Raw genomic sequence first — 19,643 nt, 5'->3', positions numbered from 1 at the left:
GCCGCCAAAGGCGGCGGGGGCAGCGCCCCCTCCGGACCCCCGAAAACTCTCACATCTTCGAAAATGCGCTCCTCGCGCCGCCCGACATCTGCGTCTTGAAGATCGAGGTGTTGTCCTTGGCGGGCGGCAATGGCAGGCGCACCGGCACCGGCTCCAAACGCGGCTCCAGACAGGGCGCGCCGGTGATCACCCGCTCCTGCAGATCGGCCCAAAAGCCGCGCTGCCCCAAAGAATGGATGTAGCTCGACCCGCCCAGCAGCGGCCAGGCATCGGCGGCGGCGCATTCATAGAACAGGATCAACCGCGCCCGGTCCGACACATTAGGCGCCGAGCCGTGCAGGATACGCACGTGATGCACCGTCATGCTGCCCGCCTTGCCGGTCAGCGTCACCGCCTTGTCCATCTCGAACAAGGGATCGTCGGGGTCGATCGCCCCGCAGAACACCCCGTCGTTGTGATGGCTCAGCACCGGCCCCCTGTGGCTGCCGGGAATGACCATCAGCGGCCCGTTCGCCGCGTCCACATCCGCAAGGTTCAGACCAAAGGCCAGAAGGCTGTCGTTGGTGGCGGGATAAAAGGCCCAGTCCTGATGCCATTCCACCGCCGCCCCGCCGCCCGGCGCCTTGGTGTTCAGCTTCGAGGTGTTGATCACCGTATCGGGGCCCAGAAGGTCCGTCAGAACCGTGGTGACTTTGCTTTGGGACAGGATTTCCCAGTAATAGGGGTCAAGTTTGTGCGGCAGCTTGATCCGCGTCAGGCGCGGGCTGTCCGGGCCGTGGCCCTTGTCCAGATCATAGCGCTCGTCGCTTTCGCTGACCTGCCGCGAGTCTTCGATCAGGCGGTGGGTGATGTCCTGAAGGCGGGCCAGTTGATCGGGCGTGACCACGTCCTCGACCATCAGATAGCCGTTTTCGTCGTAGAAATCCTTGTCGGTCTGGCTCAGCATGGCGGTGTCCTGTTTTGCGGACCGGGGAATGGGGGCGCTGCCCCCGCGCTGACGCGCCCCCCCGGAGTATTTTGACCAAGAAGAAGGGGCGGGTCAGGCGCCTTTTTTCACCTCGTCCTCCATGTCCATGCCGTTCATCCGTGCGATGTGATCGACGATGAAGGGCACATAGTCGTCGGCGTGGCCGATGGCCTCGACATGGGAAAAATACTGCCGCGTCGCCGAGGCGATCAGCGTCAGGGTTCCCGCGTCGGCGGCCATGGCATTGGCATAGCGCACGTCCTTCGACGCATTGGCGATGGTGAACTTGTGCGCGTCGCGGTTGCGATCGACCGCGTAGCTCATGAAGGTGTCGAAGAACCCGTTGCCCAGCCGGGACGAGCCGATGACCTTTTGCACGGTTTGCGGCGCGATGCCGACCTTGGCACCCAGCACCGTCGCCTCGGCGTAAAGCGCGGCGTAGGACATGGAGATCAGGTTCATCAGCAGCTTCATCTTGTGGCCCGCGCCGGTGTCGCCGACGCGGTTGATGTTGCCCGCCCAGCATTCGATGATCGGCAGCACCTTGGCATAGCTTTCGTCGTCGGCGCCGACCATGGCGTCAAGCGTGCCTTCCTCGGCCTCTTTGGGGGTGCGGCCCAGTGGGGCATCGACGATCGTGCCGCCCTTTTGTGCCAGTTCCGCCGCCAGTGCCATGGTCGAGGTGGGATCGGCGGTCGAGGCATCGACCACGATCAGACCGGGGCGCGCGCCTGCCAGGATGCCGTCGGGGCCGTGATAGACCGCCTCGATCTGCGGCGAGTTGGACAGGCACAGGTGGATCACGTCGCATTGCTGCGCCATCTCGCGCGGGGTCTGCACCTCACGCGCGCCCATGGACAGCAGGCTTTCGACCGGCGCGCGGTTGCGGTTGCCCTTGATCACCAGCGGATAGCCGCCCTGCAGGATGTTCTTGGCCATGCCGTGGCCCATCAGGCCCACACCGATAAAGCCGACCGTTGGTTTGTCTGTCATGTCTCTCTCCCTTTCATTCCGCCGCTTTGGCCATGGCCAAAGGCGGCAACATCTTGCCCGGGTTCAGGATCCCCTTGGAATCGAACGCCTGTTTGATCGCGCGCATATAGGCGACGGCGGGCCCGTGTTCCTTGTTCATCAGGCTTTGCTTTCCCAGCCCGATTCCGTGTTCGCCGCTGACCGTGCCGCCAAGGCGCAGGGCGGTGTCGGCCAGCGCCTTGGTAAAGGCCTCGGCCCGCGCCATTTCATCCGCGTCCTCGGGGTTGACCGAAACGCCTGCGTGGAAGTTGCCGTCGCCGACATGGCCGACGATGGTGCTGGTCAGGCCAAGGCGCACCGCGTCGTCCTGTGCCTGCACCACCGCCGTGGCCAATTGGCTGATTGGCACACAGACATCGGTGGGCCACAGGCGTTTGCCCTTGCCCAGCGCGGCGCTGGCGTAATGGGCGCTGTGGCGCATTTTCCACAGGGCATTGCGATCCTCGGCGCGGGTGGCCGTGCGCCAGCCGGTGGCGCCGAAATCCTCGGCGATCTCGGCAAAGCTGGCCATCTGTTCGGCCACCCCGGCCTTACTCCCGTGAAACTCAAGGAACAGGTGCGGCATTTCCGGCAGGCCCGCATCGGCATAGAGGTTGAAGCCGCGCACCATCATGTGGTCCAGCAGCTCGATCCGCGCCATGGGCAGGCCCGACTGGATGGTCAGGATCACGCAATTCACCGCATCCTGAACCGAGGCAAAGCGGCAGGTGGCGGCCGCCGTCGCCTCGGGGATGCCCTGCAGGCGCAGGGTCAGTTCGGTGATGATGCCCAGCGTGCCTTCGGAGCCGACCAACAGATGCGTCAGGTCATAACCGGTCGAGGATTTGCGCGCCTTTGTCCCGGTGCGGATCACCGTGCCGTCGGCCATCACCGCCTCGAGCGCCAGAACGTTTTCGCGCATTGTGCCATAACGCACGGCCGTGGTGCCACTGGCCCGCGTGCCCGCCATGCCACCCATGCTGGCATTGGCGCCGGGATCGACCGGAAAGAACAGCCCCGTGGCGCGCAGCTCTTCGTTCAGGGCGATCCGCGTGATCCCCGGTTGCACCACGGCATTCAGGTCTTCGGCGTTGACCGCCAGCACGCGGTTCATCCGGGTCATGTCCAGCGAAACGCCTCCCTGCACGGCCAGGTGCTGCCCCTCGAGCGAGGAGGCCGCGCCATAGGGCGTGACCGGGCAATCCTGCGCGTGGCAGATTGCCATGATCTGCGACACCTCGGCCGTGGTTTCCGGATAGGCCACCGCGTCGGGCGGCGTCAGCGGATAGTAGGTTTCGTTCTGGCCATGCAGGGTGCGGTCCGCCTGCGACGTCACAAGGCGCGCGCCCAGCAGGGTCGATAGTTCAGCAATGGCGGCGGCGATGGTCATGTGGCTTTCAACCCCGATGTGATGGCCAGGGCGACGACCAGCAGCATCGACGCGGCCATCAGGTAATTGATGCGGCGGTGGCTGGCTTCGCTCAGGTTCAGCCTGTGCAAGGACGCCCCGGCCCAAAGCCAGCCAAGATGGATGGGAATCCAGATGGTGTTGACGATCAGCAACTTGGCGGTGGTTTCGAACAGCAGGTTGTCAGGGGCAAAGGCAAAGCCCGCGAAGAGCGTGGTGTTGACCGCATAGGCCTTTGGGTTGATCGCTTGCAGCGCGATCCCGGCAAGGATCGCGGGGGGCGCCTTGGCCTCGATAAAGGCGATACGCGACCCGGCAAAGGCGATGCGCGCCGCCAGGTAAAGCAGGTAGCAAACCGAGGCGACCATCAGAACCGTGCGGATCACCGGCACCGACAGAACCACCGCCGCCACCCCCGAAATCACCGCCAGCGCCACAAGGTTGGTCCCGATGAACAGGCCCAGCACATAACGCAGCCCGGCGCGAAACCCATAGGCCGCGCCCACACCGGCGGTCGACAGAACCCCCGGCCCCGGCGTCACGATCAGGAAAAAGACGGCGGCGGCAAAGCTCAGCATTGGCGCTGGCCCGCGCTTGCCCGGCGCAAGATCATGGAAACCCCTCCCCCAAGGTCCACAGGGCGGCGACGGCTGCTTGCATCGTCGCATAAATGGTATACCATTTCCATCAAGTCGATTTTGCACCCCGATGTCAACGCCCCTGCGCGGGACATGGGGGGACCTTGGGAGGATACATGAAACTGTTCGATCTTAGCGGGCGCCGCGCGCTCGTCACCGGCTCATCCATGGGCATTGGCATGGCGCTGGCGCGGGGCTTGTCGCAGGCCGGGGCCAGCCTGGTGCTGAACGCCCGCAACGCCGAACGGCTTGAGGAAAGCGCGCAAACCCTGCGGGCAGCGGGCGCCACGGTGGACACCCTGCCCTTTGACGTGACCGACGCCGCCGCCGCCCGCGCCGCCATCGACGGATACGAGGCGCAGCACGGCGCCATCGACATTCTGGTGAACAACGCCGGAATGCAGCACCGCACCCCGCTGGAGGATTTCGACCCCGAGGATTTCGACCGCCTGATGCGCACCAACGTGAACTCGGTCTTTTATGTCGGTCAGGCGGTCGCGCGCCACATGATCACCCGCAAGCGCGGCAAGATCATCAACATCGCAAGCGTGCAAACCGCCCTCGCCCGCCCCGGCATCGCCCCCTACACCACGTCCAAGGGCGCGGTTGCCAACCTGACCAAGGGCATGGCCACCGACTGGGCCAAATACGGGCTGAACTGCAACGCCATTGCGCCCGGCTACTTTGACACGCCGCTGAACGCCGCCCTTGTCGCCGACCCGGAGTTTTCCGCCTGGCTGGAAAAACGCACCCCCGCCGGCCGCTGGGGCCGCGTCGAGGAACTGGTAGGCGCCTGCATCTACCTGTCGTCCGACGCCGCCAGCTTTGTCAACGGTCACACCCTGTTTGTCGATGGCGGCATCACCGCCAGCCTGTAAGGACCCGCCATGCTGCCCTTTTCGAACCCCGACCCCAAGGCCTGCCTTGTCGGGCGCATCTGGCGCCCCGGGCTTGGCCCCGCGCTGGTCACGCTGCGCGGCGGCTCTGTCTTTGACATCACCGCCCGCGAAGCCCCGACGCTAAGCGATCTGCTGGAACGCGAGGACGCCGCCGAATACGTCACCCACGCCAAGGGCAAAGAGGTCTGCAGCCTGGCCGACCTGGCCGCCGCCTCGACCGAGGACGCCGGCCCCGACACCCTGCGCTTTCTCGCGCCGCCCGATCTGCAGGCGATCAAGGCCTCGGGCGTGACCTTTGCCGAATCCATGGTCGAACGGGTGATCGAAGAACAGGCCGCCGGCGACGCCGACCGCGCCGAAGACATTCGCGCCCGCGTCAAGACTGCCATCGGCGACAGCCTGCACGGCATCGAACCGGGCAGCGCAAAGGCGATAGAGGTCAAGCGCGTCCTGCAGGCCGAAGGTCTGTGGTCCCCGTACCTTGAGGTCGGGATAGGCCCCGACGCCGAGGTGTTCACCAAATGTCAGCCGATGGCCGCCGTCGGCTGGGGCGCGGCCGTGGGCCTGCACCCGATCAGCACCTGGAACAACCCCGAACCCGAGATCGTCCTTGCGATCAATTCGCGCGGCCAGATCATGGGCGCGACCCTTGGCAACGACGTCAACCTGCGCGACGTCGAAGGCCGCTCGGCCCTGCTGCTGGGCAAGGCCAAGGACAACAACGCAAGCTGCGCCGTCGGCCCTTTCCTGCGGCTGTTCGATGGTCATTACGGCATGGCGCAGGTCGAAAACGCGGAACTGACCCTGAAGGTCACCGGCGAGGATGGCTTTGTCCTGGATGGCCATTCCTCGATGAACAAGATCAGCCGCCGCCCCGCCGATATCGTCGCACAGACCATCGGGCGGCACCACCAGTACCCCGACGGGTTTTTCCTGTTCCTTGGCACCTTGTTCGCCCCCATCCAGGACCGCGACACGCCGGGCCAGGGCTTTACCCACAAGATGGGCGATATCGTCACCATCTCGGAACCCGGCCTTGGCGCGCTGCAAAACACCGTGCGCCTGTCGACCGAGGCCCCGGAATGGCGTTTCGGCACCGGTCAGTTGATGCGCAACCTCACCGCAAGGGGGCTGCTATGAACCGCTTTCTCTGCCTTGGTGAAATCATGGTCGAAATGGCCCCGGCCGAGGGCGGGCTGTTCCACATGGGCTATGCCGGTGATACCTTCAACACCGCCTGGTACGCCCGCCGCCTGCTGCCGGACGACTGGAGCGTTGGTTATGGCACCGCCGTCGGCACCGATCAGGTCTCGGACGACATGCTGGGCTTCATCGCGGCACAGGGCATCGACACGCAGGCGATCCGCCGCGACCCCGCCCGCACCGTCGGCCTGTACATGATCTCGCTGGCCAATGGCGAACGCAGCTTTTCCTACTGGCGCGGGCAATCGGCCGCCAGGACGCTGGGCGACGATCCGGCCTGGCTGGACGCCATCCTGACCGGTCAGGACGTGGTCCAGTTCTCGGGCATCACCCTGGCCATCCTGCCGCCCGCAGGGCGCACCGCGCTTTGCGCCGCCCTGATGCGCGCCCGCGCGCGCGGCACTCATGTCGCCTTTGACACCAACCTGCGCCCCCGCCTGTGGGAGGACGCAAAGACCATGGCCCAGGGCCTGCTGATGGGGGCCGGGGTCGCGGACACCGTCATGCCCTCCTTCGACGAAGAACAAATGGCCTTTGGCGACATCACCCCCGACGATACCATCGCGCGCTATCGCGGCCTGGGTGCCACCTGCGTCGCGGTCAAGAACGGCGCCGAAATCTGCCACGTCTGGAGCAAGGACGAAGGCGATTACCGCTACGATCCGCCCATGGTGCCCAAGGTCGTCGACAGCACCGCCGCAGGCGACAGCTTTGGCGCAGGCTTCCTTGCCGCCCGCGCACAGGGCAAATCGGTCGCCGAGGCCACCGGGCAGGCTGCCGATCTGGCCGCCAAGGTCATCCAGCAACGCGGCGCCCTCGCGCCCCAGATCTTTCAGAAAGGCACCCCATGAACATCCTCATCATCGGCGGCGGCGGCATGGTCGGCCAGAAACTCGCCCGCAAACTGGCCGCCCTGGGCGAGCTGAACGGCAAAGCGATCAGCCGGCTGACCCTGACCGACATCAACCCCCCGGCCCATATCACGGCCTCCTTCCCCGTCGACTACAGCACCTGCGACATCTCGGACCGCGCCTCGGTCGACGCGGCCATCGCGCCGGACACCGACGTGATCTACCTGCTGGCCGCCGTGGTTTCGGCCCATGCCGAGGACGACTTCGACTTCGGCTACAAGATCAACATGTACGGCACGATCAACGTGCTGGAACGCGCCCGCGCAATGGGCACCAAACCGCTGCTGGTCTTCACCTCCTCCATCGCCGTCTTCGGCGGCGAGGTGCCCCAGCCCTATACCGATAATTCGGCGCTGAACCCGCAAATCTCCTACGGCGCGCAAAAGCTGATCGGCGAGCTGCTGGTCGAGGATTACAGCCGCAAGGGTTTCATCGACGGGCGCGGCTTTCGCCTGCCCACCATTTCCGTCCGCCCCGGCGCCCCGAACCGCGCCGCCAGCGGCTTCATGTCGTCGATCTTCCGCGAACCGCTTCAGGGCCAACCGGCCAACTGCCCGGTCGACCGCGACTTTCCGCATTTCTACCTCAGCCCGCGGCAATGCGTCGAAAACCTGGTCACCGCCGCCGAAATCCCTGCCGAAGCCTTTGGCAAACGCCGCTGCATGACCATGCCAGGCCGGGTCTGGACCATCGGCCAGATGATCGACGCCATGACCGCCGTCGCCGGGCCGGAACCGGCCAAGCTGATCACCTGGAACCCGCAACCGGAAATCCAGCCCATCCTCGACGGCTGGCGACTCGACATCCGGCCCGAAAAAGCCGCGTCTCTGGGCATGAAACCCGACGCCAGCTTTCAGGACAACATCCGCTTCTTCCTCGAAGACGACCTGCCGGGCTGAACCGGCCCTTCTTCTTGGCCAAAATACTCCGGGGAGTCGCCAAAGGCGACGGGGGCAGCCCCCCCCCCCCCCCCCGCCCGACAGGAACGTAACATGACTCAATTCGCCCAATACCCCGGCCTCAAGGGAACCTCGGTGATCGTCACCGGCGGCGCCTCGGGCATCGGCGCCGCCATCGTCGAGGCCTTCGCGGCCCAAGGCGCGCGCGTCGGCTTTGTCGATTTCGATGAAACCGCCGCCGCGAACCTGCTCGACCGCCTGAGCGGCGATATCGCCTTTGAACCTTGCGATCTGCGCGACATCGACCAGTTGAAATCCTCTTTCGCGGCGCTGGCCGGGCGCATCGGCGCCCCGACCGTATTGGTCAACAACGCCGCCCGAGACGACCGCCATGACTGGACCGAAGTCACCCCGGACTACTGGGACGAGCGCATGAACACCAACCTGCGCCACCAGTTCTTTGCCATTCAGGCCGTGGCGCCGGGGATGATCGCGGCGGGCAAGGGCTCGATCATCAACATGGGCTCGGTCAGCTGGATGATGCCGCAGGGCGGAATGCCGGCCTATACGACCGGCAAATCCGCGGTGCACGGGCTGACGCGCGGTCTTGCGCAGGATCTGGGAAAGCACCGCATAAGGGTGAACACCGTGGTTCCCGGCTGGATTTTGACCGAACGCCAGCGCGAACTTTGGCTGACCCCCGAGGCCGAGAAAAAGCATCTCGAACGGCAGATCCTTCCAGACCTGATCGACCCGGTCTACCTTGCGCGGATGGTCCTGTTCCTGGCCTCGGACGATGCGGCCATGTGCACGGCGCAGGATTTCTATGTCGAGGGCGGCACGGTCTGAGGCCTTGCAAGGGGGCTCTGCCCCCGTCGCTGCGCTCCCCCCCGGGATATTTCGGGCAATTGGAAACGGGCGCAGCACGGCGTTTGCCTGGGCGGCGCGGTTCCCGGACAGGCCGTTGCAGGGCGGGTTTGACCCCGCCCTGGTTTTCAGTTCACCGGGGTGATCAAAGGTTGGCCTTCAAGGTGCGCGGTGACGTTTTCCAGTTGCAACAGCGCCATGGCGCGGCGGGTTTCCACCGTGCCCGAGCCCTGGTGCGGTTGCAGCACCACGTTGTCCAGCGCGGCAAAACGCGGGTCGATGTTCGGCTCGTTCAGGAAGACATCCAGCCCCGCGCCCGCGATCTTGCCGGTTTCGAGCGCGTCCAGCAATGCCGCCTCGTCGATGGTGGTCCCGCGCGAGATGTTGACGATCACACCGCGCGGACCCAGCGCCTCGATCGCGTCGCGGGTCACGTATTTTTCCGTGGCCGGGCCGCCAACCAGCGCGATCACCAAGAAGTCCACCGCCTGCGCCAGCGACACCACATCGGCGTAGTAGGTCCAGCCCGGCGTCTGCTTTTCGCTGCGCGCGTGGTAGTGGATGTCCATCTTGAAAGCCGCGAGGCGATCGGCGATTTCACGTCCGATGCGGCCAAGGCCGACGATCCCGACGCTTGACCCGCTGGCCTTGCGGTTCAGCGGCAGCTCGCCTTCACGGGCCCATTGGCCGGTGCGGGCGCGGGCGTCGCCCGCGATCATGTTGCGGCATTGCGCCAGCAACAGCGCGACCGCCAGGTCGGCCACGTCGTCGTTCAGCACGTCGGGCGTGTTGGTCACCTTGACCCCGCGCGCCGAGGCGGCGTTGACGTCGATGGCATCATAGCCGACGCCAAAGTTGGCGATCAGGCCAAGGTTGGGGAAATGGTCCATCGCCTCACCGCCAAGGGGCTTGTGGCCCTTGTAGGCGATGGCGCGCACGCTGGCGCGGGTTTCGTTGTCCAGCGAGGCCATGTCCTCGGGGCCGGCGACATAGGCGCTGGGGTGGGCGGCCTCAAGCCGGGCTTTGTCTGCGGCGTCAAAGGCGCCTGCAATCAAAAGGGGGGTGCGGCTCATGTCGTGTCCTTTCACAAAAGCTTGGCGATGCGCGACAGCGCCTCTTGGATGTTTTCGGCCGAGTTGGCGTAGGAAAAGCGCAGATAGCCTTCGCCCCATTTGCCAAACGAGGTTCCCGCCACGGTGGCAACGCCTGCCTCGTCCAGAAAGCGGTTCTGCGCCTGCATCGCGGTCAACCCCGTGCCCTCGATGTTCGGAAAAGCATAAAAGGCCCCGGCCGCATCGGCGCAGCGCACGCCCGGCAGGGCGTTCAGCCCGTCGACGATGATCTGGCGGCGTTTGTCGAATTGTTCCAGCATCGCATGCACCGCGTCCTGCGGCCCGTTCAGCGCGGCGATCCCGGCAAATTGCGTGGCGGCGTTGACGCAGGAATGATCGTTGATGCACAGCCGCGTGACGTGATCGACGCAGGCATCGGGCCAGACCGCATAGCCCAGCCGCCAGCCGGTCATGGCATAGGTCTTGGACCAGCCATCCAGCATGATCAGCCGGTCGCGGATTTCGGGGTATTGCAGCAGCGAAACGTGTTCGCGCCCGGCGTACAGCATGTTGGAATAGATCTCGTCCGACATCAGGGCGACGTTCGGGTGCGCCTCAAGACCCTTGACCAGCTTGTCGACCTCTTCGCGCGGGGTGACGCCCCCGGTGGGGTTGGCGGGCGAGTTGATGATGATCAGGCTGGTGCGCTCGGTGATCTGGGCCAGCACTTCCTCGGCGTTGAAGGCAAAGCCGTTTTCTTCCTTCAGGGCGATCGGCACTGGCGTCGCGCCGGAATACTTGATGACCGATTCATAGATCGGAAAGCCGGGGTTGGGGTACATGATTTCCGCGCCGGGCTGGCCGAACATCAGGCAGGCAAAGAACATCGTCGGCTTGCCGCCCGGCTGGATCACCACGTTGTCGGGATTGACCTCGACCTTGTGGCGGCGGTGCAGGTCGGCGCTGACCGCTTCGCGCAGGGCGGGCAGCCCGTTGGCGGGGGTATAGCCGTGATGGCCGTCGCGCAGCGCCTTGATCCCGGCCTCGACGATATGCTCGGGCGTTTTGAAGTCCGGCTGGCCGATGCCAAGGTTGATGATATCGCGTCCCTCGGCGGCCAGTTTCCCGGCCCGCGCCAGAACCATGAAGGCGGATTCGGTGCCAAGCCGCGACAGGCTGTCGGCGAATTTCAGGTGTGTCATGAATGTCCCTCCCAAGCGCCCGGCAGGCGTTCGGGAATTTGGTATACCAAAGCGAAGACGCTTTCCAGTAGGACAATGCATCGACGGATCGCCGGGTGCGGCGCGCTTGCAAGACGGGGGTCTGCCCCGCACCCGCGGTTGCGCGTTGACTCGAATCGCCACAATTGTCTACTTGGAAACAGAATGGCCGCAAAATCCGGCGCGGCCAAAGGGAGGAACCCCATGCAGGACAGCGCAGGCGGGGCGGACAGCCTTGTCACATATGAATTGCGCGGCGACGTCGCGCTGATCGGGTTGAACCGCCCGCAAAAGCGCAACGCGATTTCCGACCGCGTCGTCGAGGCGATCCATGACGCCGTGCTGCGCGCCTCGTCCGAAGCCAAGGCCGCGGTGATCCACGGCCACGGCCCGCATTTCTGCGCCGGGCTGGACCTGTCCGAGCATTCGCAAAAGCCGCTGTTCGAGGCGGTCAAGGGATCGCGCCGCTGGCATGCGGTCTTTGACGCCATCGAGCGCGGCACCATCCCCTTTGTCAGCGCGCTGACCGGGGCGACCGTCGGCGGCGGGTTCGAACTGGCCGCCAGCACGCACATTCGCGTCGCGGACAAGACCGCGTTTTTCGCCCTGCCCGAAGGCCAGCGCGGGATTTTCGTCGGCGGCGGCGGCTCGGTCCGGATTGCCCGGCTAATCGGCCCGGCGCGCATGGGTGACATGATGCTGACCGGCCGCGTGCTGAGCGCCGAGGCGATGGAACACTGGGGCGGCGTGACTTACGTGACCGACGAAGGCGGCGCGCTGGACCGCGCTGTCGAGGTGGCCACCCAGATGGCCACCAACGCCGAATTCACCAACTACGCCATCATCAACGCCCTGCCCCGGATTGCCGACATGTCGTCGGACAACGGGTTGTTCGCGGAAAGCATGGTCGCCAGCCTGGCCACCATGACCGACGACGCCCAGGACCGGCTGCGCGCCTTCTTGGAAAAACGCGCGGCCAAGGTGAAGGCCCCCGGCCATGACTGACCTCAAGACCCCCGCGCAAACCGATCAGGACGTCCAGTTCGGGCCCCTGTCCGGATCGCTGGGGTTTCTGCTGCGCCTGTCGCAATTGCAAAGCTTTGCCGATTTCTTCAAGGGGATGGAGGATCAGAACATCCGCCCCGGCGAAATATCGGTGCTGATGATGATCGCCCAGAACCCCGGCGTCCGGCAGGGCGTTCTGGCCAGCGCCCTGATGATCAAACGCGCCCATATGGCCAAGATGATCCGCGCCATGGAAGACGCCGGGATCGTCACCCGCACCGTGCCGCCCGATGATCGCCGCGCGGTCGAACTGTGGCTGACGGACAAGGGCCGCGCCCGGCTGGATGCCGTCAAGGCGCCCTTTCTGGCCAACGAGGCTCGCCCACATTCCGCGCTCGGCCATGCCGAGCAGGAACAGCTGAAATCGCTCTTGCGCAAATACCTCGGCCTAGACGCCCCCAAGGACTGACACGCCATGCCCATGAACATCGACGACCTGATCGCCATCGACTTTCACACCCACGCCGAAGAGCCCTGCTGCGGGCCGCGCGACGATGGCTATGACGAATTCCAGGCAGGCATGGCCGCCTATTTCAAGAACCCGGCCGGCGCGGGCGGCATGCTGCCCTCGGTCCAGCAGACCGCCGCGTATTTTCGCGAACGCAAGATCGGCGCGGTGATCTTTCCCGTCGATGCCGAACGCGAAACCGGCTTTCGCCGCTATTCCAACGAAGAGGTGGCGGGCCTCTGCGCCGAAAACGACGATATCCTGATCCCCTTCGCCTCGGTCGACCCGCACAAGGGCAAGGCGGGCGCGCGCGAAGTGCGGCGGCTGGTGCGTGAATTCGGGGTCAAGGGGTTCAAGTTCCACCCCACCATGCAGGGCTTTTACCCCAATGACCGCGAGGCCTGTTACACCGTCCTCGAGGCTTGCGCCGAAGAGGGCGTGATCACCCTGTTCCACACCGGCCAGACCGGGGTCGGATCGGGGATGCGCGGCGGCATGGGGATGCGGCTGAAATATTCGAACCCGATGCATCTGGATGACGTCGCGGTGGATTTCCCCGACATGCCGATCGTGCTGGCGCACCCGTCCTTTCCCTGGACAGAAGAAGGCCTGGCCGTCGCCCAGCACAAACCCAACGTCTATTACGACATGTCCGGCTGGAGCCCCAAGTATTTCCCGCCGATATTCGTGCAATACGCCAACACCATCCTGAAGAAAAAGATGCTGTTCGGCAGCGACTGGCCCGCGATCACCCCTGACCGCTGGCTGAAGGATTTCGAGGAAATCGGCATCAGGGACGAGGTCAAGCCACTGATCCTCAAGGAAAACGCCCGGCGGCTGCTGCGGATGTAGGATGGGTCACGACCCATCCTGCCCAACCGCCGCACCGTTCCAGACCCGGCCGTAGTTGCCCCTTCCCGGCAAGGAGTTCCCCCTCATGACCACCCCCCTCGTGATGATCGCAGGAGGCGGCATCGGCGGGCTTTCGTTGGCCCTGACCCTGCACCAGATCGGCGTGCCCTGCGCGGTGTTCGAAGCCGTGCGCGACCTCAAACCGCTGGGCGTCGGGATCAACATCCAGCCCAACGCGGTGCGCGAGTTGTTCGACATGGGGCTGACCGCCCAGGTGCTCGACACGGTCGGCGTGCCGGCCCGCGAATGGGCGCTGGTGGGCCTGAACGGCAACGACATCCACGCCGAACCGCGCGGCCTGGACGCCGGGTACAACTGGCCGCAATACGCGGTGCATCGCGGCGCCTTCCACATGCTGCTGGCGCGCAGCTTCGAGGACCGCGCGGGCAAGCAGGCGCTGCGCCTTGGCCACCGCGTCACCGGCTACGAAAAACACGCTGACGGCACAGTGACGGCCCTGATCGACACGCCCGAAGGCCCGACCACCCAGACCGGCACCCTGCTGATCGACGCCATGGGCATCCATTCCCCGATCCGCGCCCAGATGCACCCGGATCAGCCGCCCATCCATTGGGGCGGCGCGATCATGTGGCGCGGCACCACCCGCGCCAGACCGATCCGCACCGGCAGCAGCTTTGTCGGCCTTGGCACCCACCGCCACCGCATGGTGATCTACCCGATCTCGCACCCCGACGCGCAGGGCTATGCCCAGATCAACTGGATCGCCGAAATGACCCTGGACCCGGGCGCAGGCTGGGAAAAATCCGGCTGGTTCCGCCCGGTTCAGATCGACGATTTCGCCCACCACTTCGAGGATTTCAAATACGACTGGCTGGACGTGCCCGCCATGCTGCGCGCCGCCGACATTGCCTATGAGAACCCGATGATCGACCGCGACCCGGTCCCGACCTGGGTCGATGGCCCCGTCGCGTTGATGGGGGATGCGGCCCACGCCATGTATCCGACCGGATCGAACGGCGCATCGCAGGCGGTGATCGACGCGCGCACCCTTGGCGCGGCCATGGTTGCCCATGGCGTCACCCCGCAGGCGCTGCAGGCCTATAACGACCAACTGTGCGAACCGGTCTCGCAGCTGGTGCTGCGCAATCGCGGCGCCGGGCCCTTTGGCCTGCTGGATCTGGTCGAAACCCGTTGCGGCGGGCATTTCGACGACATCGACAACGTGATCCCCGCCGAGGAACGCGCCGCCTTCATGGCCGCCTACAAAGCTGCCGCCGGTTTTGCCAAGGATCAATTGAACGCCGCCCCGCGCACCATTGCCCAAGGCGCCCGCGCGCGCGGGCTGTGACCGCGGCCGGGACGGGCCTCAGCCCAGATCGGGCGTGATCTCGCGGCGGAACAATTCGGGGTCCAACCCGGCGATCTGCATCAGCCGTGCCGGCTCCAACACCCGGATGTCCATGTGGTCGGTCAGCTGCAAGATGCCATCGCGCGCCATCCGGCGGGTCGTCCGGCACACATGCACCGAGGACAGGCCCAGAAAATCGCCCAGCGCCTGCTGGGTCAGCGGCACATGGTACAGGCTGCCACAGCGATCCCCCAGCCGGATGCAGAACTCGACCAGCGCATGGGCCACGCGCATTTCGGCCGTGCCCTTGCCCAGCCGCAAGGTCCGCTCGGCGCGGCGGCTGCGGGTGGCCGCCTCGACGGCGCGGGTCAGGTTGGCCAGCTCTGGCAAATCATGCAGCAGCTCGGACCAGACCGGCAGCGGGATCACCGCCGCCATACCGTCGGTCAGCGCCTGAACGCTATAGATCGCGGTCTGCCCATCCCCCGAGGTCGGCTCGACAATATCGTTGTGCAGGGCGAAATCGACGATCTGCACCTGCCCGCTGTCCAGCGATTTCGACAGGGCCAGCCACCCATCCAGAACGCAGATCACCGCGTTCCATGGCTCCATCTCGTTGACAAGAAACGCGAATCTCGAAAACGGCCGCGCATGCTGGGCCAGCACCTCGTGCCAGCGCGCAACCTGATCAGGGGTGGCGGTCGACGGCAAGCGGAACGACACGTCCACATAGGCCACCTTGTCTTTCACTGTCATCAGCCGCGTGTGCTCCGAATTGCCCTGACCCCAGCCTAGCCGCCCTCCGGCACAAGGTCCATATGCTGGCGGTCTAAAGCAGCAACAGCGCCTCGTCGGGCGCGTCTTCGACGGGCGGCAGATCCTCTTCGATATCCAGCGACACATCCGGGGCCATCATCGCCACGAAACTGGCCGCCGCCGCCGAGGGGTCGAAAACCTCGGTGCTTTGCGCGGCGACGTATTCGCGCATCAGCCATTCCTCGTAGGCGTCGATCAGCGCCCCGTCGCTGCCAAAGACCTGCGGATCAAAGGCGGCATAGTCCAGAAAGGCCGCGCGCACCCCGTCCAGGGTGTCGCCCTCGACGTTTTCCTCAAAGCCCCAGGTGGCATAGCCGTGATAGCTGGTCAGGGTATAGTCGGCGTTGTAGTCCGCCGCCGCCTGCGTCGAGAACAGCGCCGCATGCACGTGGTCCGAATGCTCCAGTTCGGAATGCTCGCTGTCGTGGTCCTGGATGTGGATGCGCTCGGGGCTGTGCAGGTCCATCAGCCCGGTCAGGATGGCCGTCACATCCGCGGCGTCATAGCTTGCCGCCCCGTCGACAGTCGTGACCTGCGCGATCGAGCCGTCCCACAGCTTTTCCAGGCTGTCAAAGCCATAGGTCTCGGAGCCGGTGCCATCGAACCCGTCCGGAAGCCGCATGAAATACAGCCGCGTGTCGGGCTGGCTGGCTAGATAGCTGCTTTGGACGTCATAGCTGGTGCCGCCGTGCTGCACGGTGACGGTTTCGTCCACCCAGTCCGCCGGATCGGCGCCGGCCATTTCGGCATAGGCGGCCTTGACCCCGGCCTCCCTCGCGCCCCAGTAGTCCTGCCCCAGGGCGAAATCCCCGGCCGTCAGATAGACGGTGGTGACCGGCTGGCCGCTTTCGATCTGGTGCATCAGGGTCGGGTTCATGAACAACAGGTCATCGTCCTGATGGGCCACGATGAACATGTCCCCCGCCCCGGTCATCGGCCCGCCGGGATCGGCGGGATCAACGGGGTCCACAGGATCAACGGGGTCTACCGGATCAACGGGATCGACGGGATCGACCGGCTCCACAGGATCAACGGGCGTCATGTCACCGTGGATCGTCAGCGCGGAAACCTCGCCGATCAGCGGCGTGTCCTCGGGCCAGTTCGACTGGCCGACCAACATGTTCGCGCGCGGTTCGTCCTCGGGCACGACGCCCGGGGCCTGAGCCAGCAGCGCGCCGTCCTTTTCGATCCACATCGTGCCGTCGGGATCGACGCCGCTGGTCCAGGTCGCTGACTCGCCCTCGACGATGGCGCCTTCGGCGACCACGCGCCAGGACTGCCCGTCCTGCCAGATTTCCAGCATGATGTCCGAGGTATTTTCCACCTGTCCGAACAGGATGTTGTTGCTGGCCGGTCCGTCGCCGAAATCATAGACCCGCTGCCAATAGCCGCCCGTGACATCGTCAAAACGCACCGTCGCCTCGACCTCGAAGGCGCCGCCCAGCGGGGCGTCCGGGTCCGGTTCAGGATCGGGCGGCACGGGATCAGGGTCCACCGGCACGGGGTCATCAGGCGGCGGGTCCGGCGGCGCGACCGCAAGGTTGGTCAGGGTGAAATCGACGATTTCGCCGTCCAGCGCCGCGCCCCCAGCCCAATCGGTGCGCCCGATCAGCTGGCTCAGCCGGTCGATGTCGGCCGGTTCGGGGCCCGGCCCCTCGACGATGCGTTCATCGCCTTCGCCGATCCACATCACGCCGTCTTCATCCACCCCGGCGGTGAAATTCTGCACCTGGCCTTCGACGATGGCATCCTCGGCCACCAGCCGATAGCCGACGCCGTCCTGAAAGATGAACAGCATCAAGTCGTTGCTGCCGCCATATTGCAGAAGGCTGATGTTGTTGCTGGCGTCCGGGGTGCCAAAATCGAACACCGTCTGCCAGCCCGCCGACGACAGATCGTCAAAGCGCACGGCCACATCGACGCGAAAGGCGCCGTTGATGTCTTCGCCCAGATAGGGCGCCAGGGGATCGACCGGAGGCATCTCGGCTCTTGCTCCTTTTCGTCCTGATCGGACCTGCCCGGACAATCCGGCGCCAGCGTGCAGTGGCCAGTGAAATGATGCGCAGGGCAAATGCCTGCAGCTTGGCCAACATGCAGACAATCAAAGGGAATAAGTCGATTTAACTACGACTTTCTTTCAATTCGTAGCGAATTCCGTTTCCAGTGTGGAAAATATCCGTTTCCGCCCAGGCGCCAATCCGATTAGCCGCGCAATTCCATGACTTTACGCTAGGTAACCCAAAGTGCCCAGCCTCCCCCCATCACGCGCAACCCCCCGTGCAGAAGGGCAAATTCGCCGATACCGCCCTGCAATCGCGCGCCAATACCGATTCGCCCGGCCCTTTGCCCTTTGCCCGTCTTGGCAGGCGGCGCGCCCTGGGGCAGGATGCCCGCCAACAGACAGGACAGCCAATGACCGTTCAAGACAACGCCCGCACCCTTGTGCAGCGCATCACCGCCCTGCCCGCCCGCGACACCCGTCTGATGATCGCCATCGCCGGTCCGCCGGGGTCGGGCAAATCCACCCTGGCCGAAGCGGTGGTCGAAATGCTGACCGCGGCAGGCAAGGCCGCCGTGCTGATGCCGATGGACGGGTTCCACCTGGACAACCGGCTGTTGGAACCGGCGGGGCTGTTGCCGCGCAAGGGCGCCCCCGAAACCTTTGACTTTGGCGGGCTGGCCAGTGCCCTGGCCCGCATCCGCGACGGCCAGACCGTGCTGCTGCCGGTCTTTGACCGCAGCCGCGAAGAGGCCATCGCCGGCGCCGCCCGGATTGGCCCCGAAACCCGCATCGTCGTGGTCGAAGGCAACTACCTGCTGCTGGACGAAGACCCCTGGCGCGATCTTGCGGCCTATTGGGACCTGGCCGCCTTTCTGACCGTCCCCGAGGACGAATTGGAGCGGCGGCTGATTGCGCGCTGGTTGTCCTTTGGCCATGACGCCAGGGCCGCGGCGACAAAGGCACAGGCCAACGATCTGCCCAACGCCCGGCGGGTCGTGCGCGCCGTCCATGCGCCGGACCTTGTGCTGGAATGACCGCAGGGCGCGCGCCAAAACCGCCCGCGCCGGTAGCGCCCCGGCGCATCCCCCGCTACTGTTGACGCAAGGACAGCGCAACAAGGGAGGAGACGCCATCCGACATCTGCTGACCATGCTGGCCATGGCCCTTGCCTGCTGGGGCCTGACCGCCCGGGCCGACCAGATCAACACCGTGATCCATGCCACCCCGGAATGGACCGGCTTTACCAATCCCGACGGCAGCGGCATCTACAACGAACTGCTGTCCGAGATCTTTGCCGCCCAGGGCATCACCGTGCAGCGCCAGACCGTGCCGATCAACCGCGCCGTGGCGCTGGTCGAACGGGGCGATGCGGATTTCACCGGCGGCTTCCGGCGCGACGATCGCAACTTTGCCGATGTGCCGATCTATGAAACCCGCTTTGCCGCCATGTACCGCACCGGCAGCGGCCTGCACATCACCAGCCCCGACCAGCTGGAAAACCTGCGCGTCGCCGCCCCGCCGCAGGTCAGCACCACCCTTGGCAAAGCCCTGACCGAGGTCGACAGCCGCGCCCAGGCGGCCAAGCTGCTGATCGCCGGGCGCATCGACGTCTATGTCGACCTGCAGTTGCCGCTGGAACGGTTCCGCGCCTCGGGGGTTGCCAACCTGGACGTGGCCAATGCCTCAGACACCCGCTTTGACATCCGCCCCGAGGACTGGACGATCACGCCGATCTCTGGCACCCGCCTTTACCTTTTGTTCTCGGACACGCCGCGCGGCCATGCGCTTCGGGACATTTACCAAAAGGGCACCCGCGCCCTGGCCAAAAGCGGTCGCCTGGCCGCGCTTTACCAGCATTACGGGCTGGAAGTCCCCACCATCGACTAGGTGAACGGCCCGCCAGACCGCCCCGCGCCCTCCTCAATTCCGGTAAAATTAACCTCTTATTTACCTTGCGTTAACATAAAGATGAGTGCGAAAGCCCGTTTTGTTGTTAATAATGGTTAACGAACCGGA

At 65.3% G+C, this 19,643-nt stretch carries 19 protein-coding genes; 11 read left to right on the top strand and 8 right to left on the bottom strand.

Going from position 1 to position 19,643, the window contains the following annotated elements:
• Positions 1 to 49: 49 nt before the first annotated feature.
• From QF118_RS09225 to QF118_RS09210, 4 genes are all read right to left on the bottom strand, one after another.
• Positions 50 to 946, bottom strand: a complete 897-nt coding sequence (locus QF118_RS09225) for a phytanoyl-CoA dioxygenase family protein (protein WP_282302330.1) — start codon at positions 944 to 946, stop codon at positions 50 to 52.
• Positions 947 to 1,039: 93 nt separating this feature from the next.
• Positions 1,040 to 1,960, bottom strand: coding sequence for an NAD(P)-dependent oxidoreductase (locus tag QF118_RS09220; protein ID WP_282302329.1), 921 nt, complete (start codon positions 1,958 to 1,960; stop codon positions 1,040 to 1,042).
• A 13-nt stretch (positions 1,961 to 1,973) separates the two neighbouring features.
• Positions 1,974 to 3,368, bottom strand: coding sequence for an FAD-binding oxidoreductase (locus tag QF118_RS09215; protein ID WP_282302328.1), 1,395 nt, complete (start codon positions 3,366 to 3,368; stop codon positions 1,974 to 1,976).
• Positions 3,365 to 3,964, bottom strand: coding sequence for a LysE family translocator (locus QF118_RS09210; protein ID WP_282302327.1), 600 nt, complete (start codon positions 3,962 to 3,964; stop codon positions 3,365 to 3,367). The genes QF118_RS09215 and QF118_RS09210 overlap by 4 nt, the downstream gene beginning before the upstream one ends.
• Positions 3,965 to 4,140: 176 nt before the next feature.
• Between QF118_RS09210 and QF118_RS09205 the strand changes: the two genes are divergently transcribed.
• From QF118_RS09205 to QF118_RS09185, 5 genes are all read left to right on the top strand, one after another.
• Positions 4,141 to 4,902 (top strand): SDR family oxidoreductase, encoded by a 762-nt coding sequence (locus QF118_RS09205; RefSeq protein ID WP_282302326.1) that lies wholly within the window; start codon positions 4,141 to 4,143, stop codon positions 4,900 to 4,902.
• A 9-nt stretch (positions 4,903 to 4,911) separates the two neighbouring features.
• Positions 4,912 to 6,063 (top strand): fumarylacetoacetate hydrolase family protein, encoded by a 1,152-nt coding sequence (locus QF118_RS09200; RefSeq protein ID WP_282302325.1) that lies wholly within the window; start codon positions 4,912 to 4,914, stop codon positions 6,061 to 6,063.
• The gene (locus tag QF118_RS09195) at positions 6,060 to 6,977 is read left to right on the top strand and encodes a sugar kinase (protein ID WP_282302324.1); all 918 of its coding nucleotides are present in this window, start codon (positions 6,060 to 6,062) and stop codon (positions 6,975 to 6,977) included. The genes QF118_RS09200 and QF118_RS09195 overlap by 4 nt, the downstream gene beginning before the upstream one ends.
• Positions 6,974 to 7,936 carry a D-erythronate dehydrogenase gene (gene denD, locus QF118_RS09190; RefSeq protein WP_282302323.1) on the top strand — a complete coding sequence of 321 codons (963 nt, stop codon included), beginning with the start codon at positions 6,974 to 6,976 and terminating at the stop codon, positions 7,934 to 7,936. Before QF118_RS09195 ends, denD begins: the two co-directional genes overlap by 4 nt.
• Positions 7,937 to 8,029: 93 nt before the next feature.
• Complete coding sequence (locus QF118_RS09185) at positions 8,030 to 8,785, top strand: SDR family NAD(P)-dependent oxidoreductase (protein ID WP_282302322.1); 756 nt, start codon at positions 8,030 to 8,032, stop codon at positions 8,783 to 8,785.
• A gap of 146 nt (positions 8,786 to 8,931) precedes the next feature.
• Here the strand turns inward: QF118_RS09185 and QF118_RS09180 are convergent, their stop codons facing one another.
• Both QF118_RS09180 and QF118_RS09175 read right to left on the bottom strand, forming a co-directional pair.
• Positions 8,932 to 9,876 (bottom strand): 2-hydroxyacid dehydrogenase, encoded by a 945-nt coding sequence (locus QF118_RS09180; RefSeq protein WP_282302321.1) that lies wholly within the window; start codon positions 9,874 to 9,876, stop codon positions 8,932 to 8,934.
• Between the two features lie 11 nt (positions 9,877 to 9,887).
• On the bottom strand, positions 9,888 to 11,057 hold the full coding sequence (locus tag QF118_RS09175) for a pyridoxal phosphate-dependent aminotransferase (protein ID WP_282302320.1): 1,170 nt from the start codon (positions 11,055 to 11,057) through the stop codon (positions 9,888 to 9,890).
• 222 nt (positions 11,058 to 11,279) lie between these two features.
• On the opposite strand from QF118_RS09175, the gene QF118_RS09170 reads away from it, so the two are divergent.
• The 4 genes from QF118_RS09170 (at position 11,280) to QF118_RS09155 (ending at position 14,809) form a co-directional block, all read left to right on the top strand.
• Positions 11,280 to 12,080, top strand: coding sequence for a crotonase/enoyl-CoA hydratase family protein (locus QF118_RS09170; RefSeq protein WP_282302319.1), 801 nt, complete (start codon positions 11,280 to 11,282; stop codon positions 12,078 to 12,080).
• Positions 12,073 to 12,549 carry a MarR family winged helix-turn-helix transcriptional regulator gene (locus QF118_RS09165; RefSeq protein ID WP_282302318.1) on the top strand — a complete coding sequence of 159 codons (477 nt, stop codon included), beginning with the start codon at positions 12,073 to 12,075 and terminating at the stop codon, positions 12,547 to 12,549. Before QF118_RS09170 ends, QF118_RS09165 begins: the two co-directional genes overlap by 8 nt.
• Positions 12,550 to 12,561: 12 nt before the next feature.
• Positions 12,562 to 13,440: an amidohydrolase family protein gene (locus tag QF118_RS09160; protein ID WP_282302442.1), complete on the top strand. Its 879-nt coding sequence runs from the start codon at positions 12,562 to 12,564 to the stop codon at positions 13,438 to 13,440.
• 85 nt (positions 13,441 to 13,525) lie between these two features.
• Positions 13,526 to 14,809 carry a flavin-dependent oxidoreductase gene (locus tag QF118_RS09155; RefSeq protein ID WP_282302317.1) on the top strand — a complete coding sequence of 428 codons (1,284 nt, stop codon included), beginning with the start codon at positions 13,526 to 13,528 and terminating at the stop codon, positions 14,807 to 14,809.
• Between the two features lie 18 nt (positions 14,810 to 14,827).
• On the opposite strand, the gene QF118_RS09150 is transcribed toward QF118_RS09155, so the two are convergent.
• Together QF118_RS09150 and QF118_RS09145 are read right to left on the bottom strand one after the other, a co-directional pair.
• Positions 14,828 to 15,565, bottom strand: coding sequence for a Crp/Fnr family transcriptional regulator (locus tag QF118_RS09150; RefSeq protein ID WP_282302316.1), 738 nt, complete (start codon positions 15,563 to 15,565; stop codon positions 14,828 to 14,830).
• A gap of 73 nt (positions 15,566 to 15,638) precedes the next feature.
• The gene (locus QF118_RS09145; protein WP_282302315.1) at positions 15,639 to 17,606 is read right to left on the bottom strand and encodes a PIG-L family deacetylase; all 1,968 of its coding nucleotides are present in this window, start codon (positions 17,604 to 17,606) and stop codon (positions 15,639 to 15,641) included.
• Positions 17,607 to 18,037: 431 nt separating this feature from the next.
• Between QF118_RS09145 and QF118_RS09140 the strand changes: the two genes are divergently transcribed.
• Positions 18,038 to 18,661 (top strand): nucleoside/nucleotide kinase family protein, encoded by a 624-nt coding sequence (locus tag QF118_RS09140; protein ID WP_282302314.1) that lies wholly within the window; start codon positions 18,038 to 18,040, stop codon positions 18,659 to 18,661.
• Between the two features lie 61 nt (positions 18,662 to 18,722).
• Entirely contained in the window at positions 18,723 to 19,514 is a 792-nt protein-coding gene (locus tag QF118_RS09135; protein ID WP_282302313.1) for a substrate-binding periplasmic protein, read from the top strand.
• Positions 19,515 to 19,643: the final 129 nt, after the last annotated feature.

Source organism: Tropicibacter oceani (assembly GCF_029958925.1).
GTDB classification, from domain to species: Bacteria; Pseudomonadota; Alphaproteobacteria; order Rhodobacterales; family Rhodobacteraceae; genus Pacificoceanicola; species Pacificoceanicola oceani.
The sequence above is the reverse complement of the archived record's forward strand: the minus strand, read 5'-3'. Positions and strand labels throughout refer to the sequence as shown.